A 6092-nucleotide genomic window follows, 5' to 3' on the forward strand; every position below is an offset into this window, starting at 1 on the left:
TTTTTGAAGACCGGAAAAGGTAACAACAGTTTGTTCATTGAAGCTTATTTTACCAACAACAGAAACTTTTGCAAGAATATATTTTTTTCCCTGATCAAAAGGAACTCTTTCTTGTGCTTTTATTTGTGAAAAACTACCCAAAAGAAGTAGGGTAAGGACTATTTGTACTCTTTTTTGTAACACTAAAAAATTATTTAATTTGTTCACTGGTTTTTCCAAATCTACGTTCTCTTTTTTGATAACTAATAATAGCCTCATATAAATCTTGATCTTTAAAGTCTGGCCACAAGACATTAGTAAAATATAATTCTGCATAGGCAATTTGCCACAGCAAAAAATTACTTATTCTATGTTCTCCACTTGTTCGTATTAATAAATCTACGTCAGGTAAATTTTGCGTGTAAAGATGCTCATTTATAATTGAATCGTCAATAGTGTCTATTGAAATTATATTATTTTTAACTTTATCACTGATGATTCTCACAGCATTTACCAATTCTTCTCTTGATCCGTAACTTAAAGCGAGAGTTAGTGTAAGACGTGTATTATTTTTTGTTTTCTCAATTACATCCAAAAGCTCTTTTTGAGCCGATTTCGGTAATTTATCAAGATTTCCAATTGCATTAAGTTTGATGTTGTTTTCCTGTAATGTACCAAGCTCTTTTTTTAATGAATTGATTAATATTTTCATTAAAGCTTCGACTTCTAATTTTGGACGATTCCAGTTTTCTGTCGAAAAAGCGTATAGCGTTAAATACTCTATGCCAAGTTTAGCACAAGTTGTAATTGTTTTTTTGACAGATTTTGTTCCGTTTTCGTGACCAAATGCCCTTAAAAAACCTTGTTGTTTTGCCCAACGACCATTTCCGTCCATGATAATGGCCAAATGTTTGGGTAAGTTGGTGTGATCTATAGAGTCTAGTAAATTCATCGTATTAATATGCGCAATAGCAAGGTTTTTGTCCAAAGGTATACGTTAGGGTAATACCAGTAAACACATACCAGTCATTATTATTTAAATTTCCAAATTGCAAAGGTTTATAAGCCTTATTGCTTGGGTTGCTTCCGTCAATATTATCCGTAAAGGTATAACGTGCACCAACTTCTGCACCCAGAACCCAATGAGGGGCTATATTCGATTTGATTCCCAATGTTATTGGTATCGCAATTGAACCTGAACTTTTTTCCTTTTTTGTTTGTCCTCCGGTTACATATAATTGATCGTACATAAAGTAACTTAATCCGGAATATATATAAGGAGTGACTTTTGGATGATAATCATGTAGATTAAAGTCGAAAAAATTAAACTCTAAACCTGCCGAAAGTTCTTTTACAGTATTTTCAAAGCTATAACCTCTTTGGTTTCTGCCATTTTCTTCAGAATCACGATCATTTCCTGCAATAGTTGATTGTGTGTAGGAGAAGCGATAAGAATGACGCGGACTTTTATTCCATTTGTACAAAACACCAAAAGCCAGCTTTTCAGGAGCTATATAAGTTGTTTTTCCTACGTCACCTACAAAGTTACTTCCACCAAGGAAAACACCAATCTCATGGATTTGAGCATTCAGTGTGATAAAGGGGAAAAAACATAACAATAAATTAAAAATTTTCTTCATTTAATTCAAAATTGCGTGCAAATATAATAATTATCGATACGAATCAACGTTCCTTTGATTAAATGTGCTTTTTTTTCAATTTACAATATGTATTTGAGACATTTAATGATGATTCACTACATGCAGAACGGCAAAAAGTACTATTATCGTATAGAGTGGAATCAGAAAAGAACTTAATTTCTTTTGTCTTCTCCCCAAAGCAATTTGTTTCTCAGTGTTTTTAAGAATGTTTCGCCGGGTATTTCAACCATTTTAATTTTAAAATCTGTTTTTTTGATCGTTAAAACAGATTCATTTTTTACCGAAGCAATTCTGGAATCTAATGAAACCAAATATTGATCTTCTCTTCCTGAAACACGAAGTTTAATTTCGGTATCATCAGGAATAACAAGCGGTCTTGCCGTTAAATTATGAGGAGCAATTGGTGTAATCACTAAACTTTTAACATCAGGAGTTAATAAAGGTCCGCCGCAACTTAAGGAGTATCCTGTAGAGCCTGTAGGTGTAGAAATGATTAATCCATCTGCCCAATAGGAGTTTAGATATTCATTATTTAAATATGTTTCAACCGTAATCATCGAAGTCGTGTCTTTTCGGCTCACCGTGATTTCATTCATCGCAAAATTTAAACCGTCTTCAATAGCGTCATTTTCAGGATCGCAGGTCACACTTAACAAAGTTCTTTCAGAAGTAGTATAATTTTTATCAATTACAAATTGTAAAAAGCTGTCAATGTTTTCTTTTTGAACAGTAGCTAAAAAACCAAGTCTTCCGGCATTAATTCCTAAAATAGGTACACCCGAATTACGCACTAATGTCGCCGCCCTCAAGATAGTTCCGTCACCGCCAATACTAATCAACATTTCAAAACTATTATCTAAAGAAGTACTTGCCGAAAAAGTTTTGTATTCCTTTTGTACAAGGTCCTTTTCGTGAAGCATTTTTAGAAAGTTTTCTTCTATAACCATCTCGACATTATTAGTTTTAAAAAACAAAAATATGTCCTTGATAATAGGTTCCGTACTATTCTGATAATACTGTCCGTAAATGGCTACTTTCATCTGGTGTTGAATCGTTTTTTTTGTTTATTGTTTAACCGTTAATTTTCTTCGTCAAAACGATTAACATTAACCGATTCAACAAACAATATTATATATTAAGGTATTTGTCTAAATAATCTGAACGCTCTTTTAAGCTGTTGATATAAGCATCTTCCTGATGTTCTGAAATAATTTCATAACCATATCTTCTATAAGTCTGAATAATTTCATTCATTGGTCCAACGCCAATTTTTATCGTAATCTGAACATTTTCCAAATCAGCCTCGGATACAAAACAACCCAGAATTTTGCCGTTATTGCTTTCAACAATCTGCGTTACCTGACCCATAGAATAATCTAAAAGCCCTTTTTGAACGATAATTATTCCGCCTTGTTCTTTTAAAAATGGAGTTTCCTGAAAAAACTTCATGATATCTTCCATTTCATAATATCCTATGTAGTCGTTATTCTCGTCAAGAACCGAAACAATATTCGTGTGATTTTTAGCAAAAACTTCCAGAACATCAAGCCACAACATTGATTTGCGGGCAAAAAAACGTTCCAGCGTATATTTGTAATCAATAACTCTTTTATCTGTATCAAAAGTTTCAACATCATCAGCAGCGATACTTCCAATGAAAATTCCGTTTTCCAAAACCGGAAAATGCGAAAAATTCAATTCAGCAAAAAAGTCCTGAGCCGATGCTATCGTTTCCTGACTATCTATCGCTCTTAAATCATTGTTGATATAGTCTATAATTTCTGTCATAAATCTGTTAAGGATATTTGATGCAAAATAATCAAAAAATAGCAAAAACTGCTACGTTTTACTTTGTATTTTTGTCGTAACAAATATAGTGTTACTAGAATTAATTATCTATTTATATGACAAAGTTAAGTGTAAATATCAATAAAATTGCAACCCTTCGAAATGCACGTGGAGGAAATGTTCCTGATTTATTAAAAGTCGCTGCTGATATCCAGAAATTTGGAGGGCAGGGAATCACCATTCACCCACGTCCGGATGAACGCCATATTCGTTATCAGGATGCGCGTGATTTAAAAGCAATTGTTTATACCGAATATAATATTGAAGGAAATCCGCAGCATAATTTCATCGATTTAGTTTTAGAATGCAAACCAACGCAGGTAACATTAGTTCCCGATGCAATTGGTGCAATTACATCATCTGCAGGCTGGGACACTATAAAAAACCAATCTTATTTAACCGAAGTAATTCAGGAATTTCAGCGTAACGGAATCAGAACATCAATTTTTGTTGATCCGGTTCTTGAAATTATCGAAGGCGCTAAAAAAACAGGAACAGACAGAATCGAATTATATACAGAAGCTTTTGCGCATCAATATGACCTCGGCAACAAAAACGGAATCGATCCTTATATAAAAGCATCAGAATTCGCGAACGAATTAGGGTTAGGAATCAACGCCGGACATGATTTAAGCTTGGATAATATCGAGTTTTTTAAACAAAATATCCCAGGTTTATTAGAAGTTTCTATTGGTCACGCCTTAATTTCAGAAGCGCTTTATCTGGGATTAGATAATGTGGTTAATATGTATTTGAATAAATTGAAGTAATGTTTTATAATTCACATAATCTAAATATGCCATAATGTTTATAGATCAATCTTCTTTATTTTCTGAAATTAAAGGCATTATTCTTCAATCTCGCCAACGTGTTTTACGAACGGCAAATTCTGCTTTGCTTGAAACTTATTGGCAGATTGGAAAATTAATAATTGAAGATGAACAAGAGGGGAAAGAGCGTGCGGATTACGGAAAGTCTATTTTAAAGAATCTTGCAAATTATCTTACGCTGGAATTTGGAAAAGGTTTTGATGAACGTAATCTAAATAATATGCGAGCTTTCTACACAGCATTTCCAATTTGGAACGCATTGCGTACCGAATTGAGCTGGACGCATTATAGATTATTATCTCGGCTAAATTCTGAAGAAAAGAGTAACTATTATTTAAATGAAAGTATTCGTAATAATTGGAGTAGCAGAACATTGCAAAGGCAAATAGATTCACTTGCGTTTGAACGTGTTCTGGAACATAAAGCTTTAGAATCACATCCTGACACAATTCAGAATTTAATGAAAGATCCTTATATTTTTGAGTTCTTAGGATTAGCATCTGATGTAAAAAATTCTGAGAGAAGTATAGAAACTTCAATAATAGATCATCTGCAACAATTTTTATTAGAGTTTGGAAAAGGTTTTGCTTTTGTAGCAAGACAGCAGCATATCGTGACAGATACGTCAGATTTTTATATTGATTTAGTTTTTTATAATTACATTCTGAAATGTTTTGTAATTATTGATCTTAAAACAGGCTCTTTATCACATCAGGATATTGGACAAATTGATATGTATGTGCGTATGTATGATGATTTAAAGAAAAGTGAATCAGATCAGCCAACAATTGGAATATTGCTTTGTTCTGAAAAAGATGAAACAATTGTAAAGTATTCTGTTTTAGCAGATAAAAAAAGTGTTTTTGCAAGTCAATATTTATTATACATGCCAAAAGAAGAAGATTTAAAAGCCCTGATTGAAAACGATATTCAAAGATTTGAATTAAAAAATAAGAAATAAAATAATTTTGGCATAAAAATCTTAATCACATCCTAAAAGAATAATTCAGCACGTTACCGCCGTTATGAGATTTCTCCCTCCGGTCGAAATCACAATATTGGGGTTACGATGTGAATGGCGGATTGAAATTCATTCCTAAAATATGTTCTGTTTCTATGGAAACCTTTTGTAAATTCCCTAAGAGCAAACCCAACAGGTTTTTAAAACCTGTCGGGTTTATTGACAATATTTTTCTACAGAGATTTGTCATTTCGACCAAAGGGAGAAATCACATCCAGAGAGCAACGAATCTTAATCACATCATAAAAGAATAATTCAGCACGTTATCGCCGTTATGAGATTTCTCCCTTCGGTCGAAAATGACAATATTGGGGTTACGATGTGAATGACGGATTGAAATTCATCCCTACAATATGTTCTTTTCCTAATGGAAACCTTTATAAAATCCCTAAGAGCAAACCCGACAGGTTTTAAAAACCTGTCGGGTTTATTGACAATACTTTTCTACAGAGATTTGTCATTTCGACCGGAGGGAGAAATCACATCCAGAGAGCAACGAATCTTAATCACATCATAAAATTAATTTAGGAAGTTATCGCCGTTATGTGATTTCTCCCTTCGGTCGAAATGACAATATTGGGGTTACGATGTGAATTACGGATTGAAATCCATCCCTGCAATATGTTCTGTTCAAAATGGAAACCTTTTGTAAAATCCCTAAGAGCAAACCCGACAGGTTTTAAAAACATAAGTGTTCGGAAGAGTTAAATTGATTTACATATATTAGTATTAAAGTCTAATTGTATGGAAAAG

General features: G+C 33.1%; 7 protein-coding genes. 2 read left to right on the forward strand and 5 right to left on the reverse strand.

Annotation, left to right across the window (positions count from 1 at the left end):
• The 5 genes from ACHZDT_RS20640 to ACHZDT_RS20660 form a co-directional block, all read right to left on the reverse strand.
• A partial coding sequence (locus tag ACHZDT_RS20640; protein ID WP_394776590.1) for a hypothetical protein occupies positions 1 to 258 on the reverse strand: 258 nt, incomplete at its 3' end.
• Positions 191 to 931 (reverse strand): isoprenyl transferase, encoded by a 741-nt coding sequence (locus tag ACHZDT_RS20645; protein ID WP_394776596.1) that lies wholly within the window; start codon positions 929 to 931, stop codon positions 191 to 193. The genes ACHZDT_RS20645 and ACHZDT_RS20640, both read right to left, overlap by 68 nt.
• A gap of 4 nt (positions 932 to 935) precedes the next feature.
• Positions 936 to 1619 carry a DUF6089 family protein gene (locus ACHZDT_RS20650; RefSeq protein ID WP_394776591.1) on the reverse strand — a complete coding sequence of 228 codons (684 nt, stop codon included), beginning with the start codon at positions 1617 to 1619 and terminating at the stop codon, positions 936 to 938.
• A gap of 173 nt (positions 1620 to 1792) precedes the next feature.
• On the reverse strand, positions 1793 to 2680 hold the full coding sequence (locus ACHZDT_RS20655; RefSeq protein ID WP_394776592.1) for an NAD kinase: 888 nt from the start codon (positions 2678 to 2680) through the stop codon (positions 1793 to 1795).
• Positions 2681 to 2768: 88 nt separating this feature from the next.
• On the reverse strand, positions 2769 to 3428 hold the full coding sequence (locus tag ACHZDT_RS20660; protein ID WP_394776593.1) for a CBS domain-containing protein: 660 nt from the start codon (positions 3426 to 3428) through the stop codon (positions 2769 to 2771).
• Positions 3429 to 3544: 116 nt separating this feature from the next.
• Here ACHZDT_RS20660 and ACHZDT_RS20665 point away from each other — a divergent pair, with 116 nt between their 5' ends.
• Positions 3545 to 4258 (forward strand): pyridoxine 5'-phosphate synthase, encoded by a 714-nt coding sequence (locus ACHZDT_RS20665; RefSeq protein ID WP_394776594.1) that lies wholly within the window; start codon positions 3545 to 3547, stop codon positions 4256 to 4258.
• 34 nt (positions 4259 to 4292) lie between these two features.
• Complete coding sequence (locus ACHZDT_RS20670; RefSeq protein WP_394776595.1) at positions 4293 to 5279, forward strand: YhcG family protein; 987 nt, start codon at positions 4293 to 4295, stop codon at positions 5277 to 5279.
• Positions 5280 to 6092: the final 813 nt, after the last annotated feature.

Origin of the sequence: Flavobacterium sp. (genome assembly GCF_043722275.1) — a bacterium.
In the GTDB taxonomy this organism is placed as follows: domain Bacteria; phylum Bacteroidota; class Bacteroidia; order Flavobacteriales; family Flavobacteriaceae; genus Flavobacterium.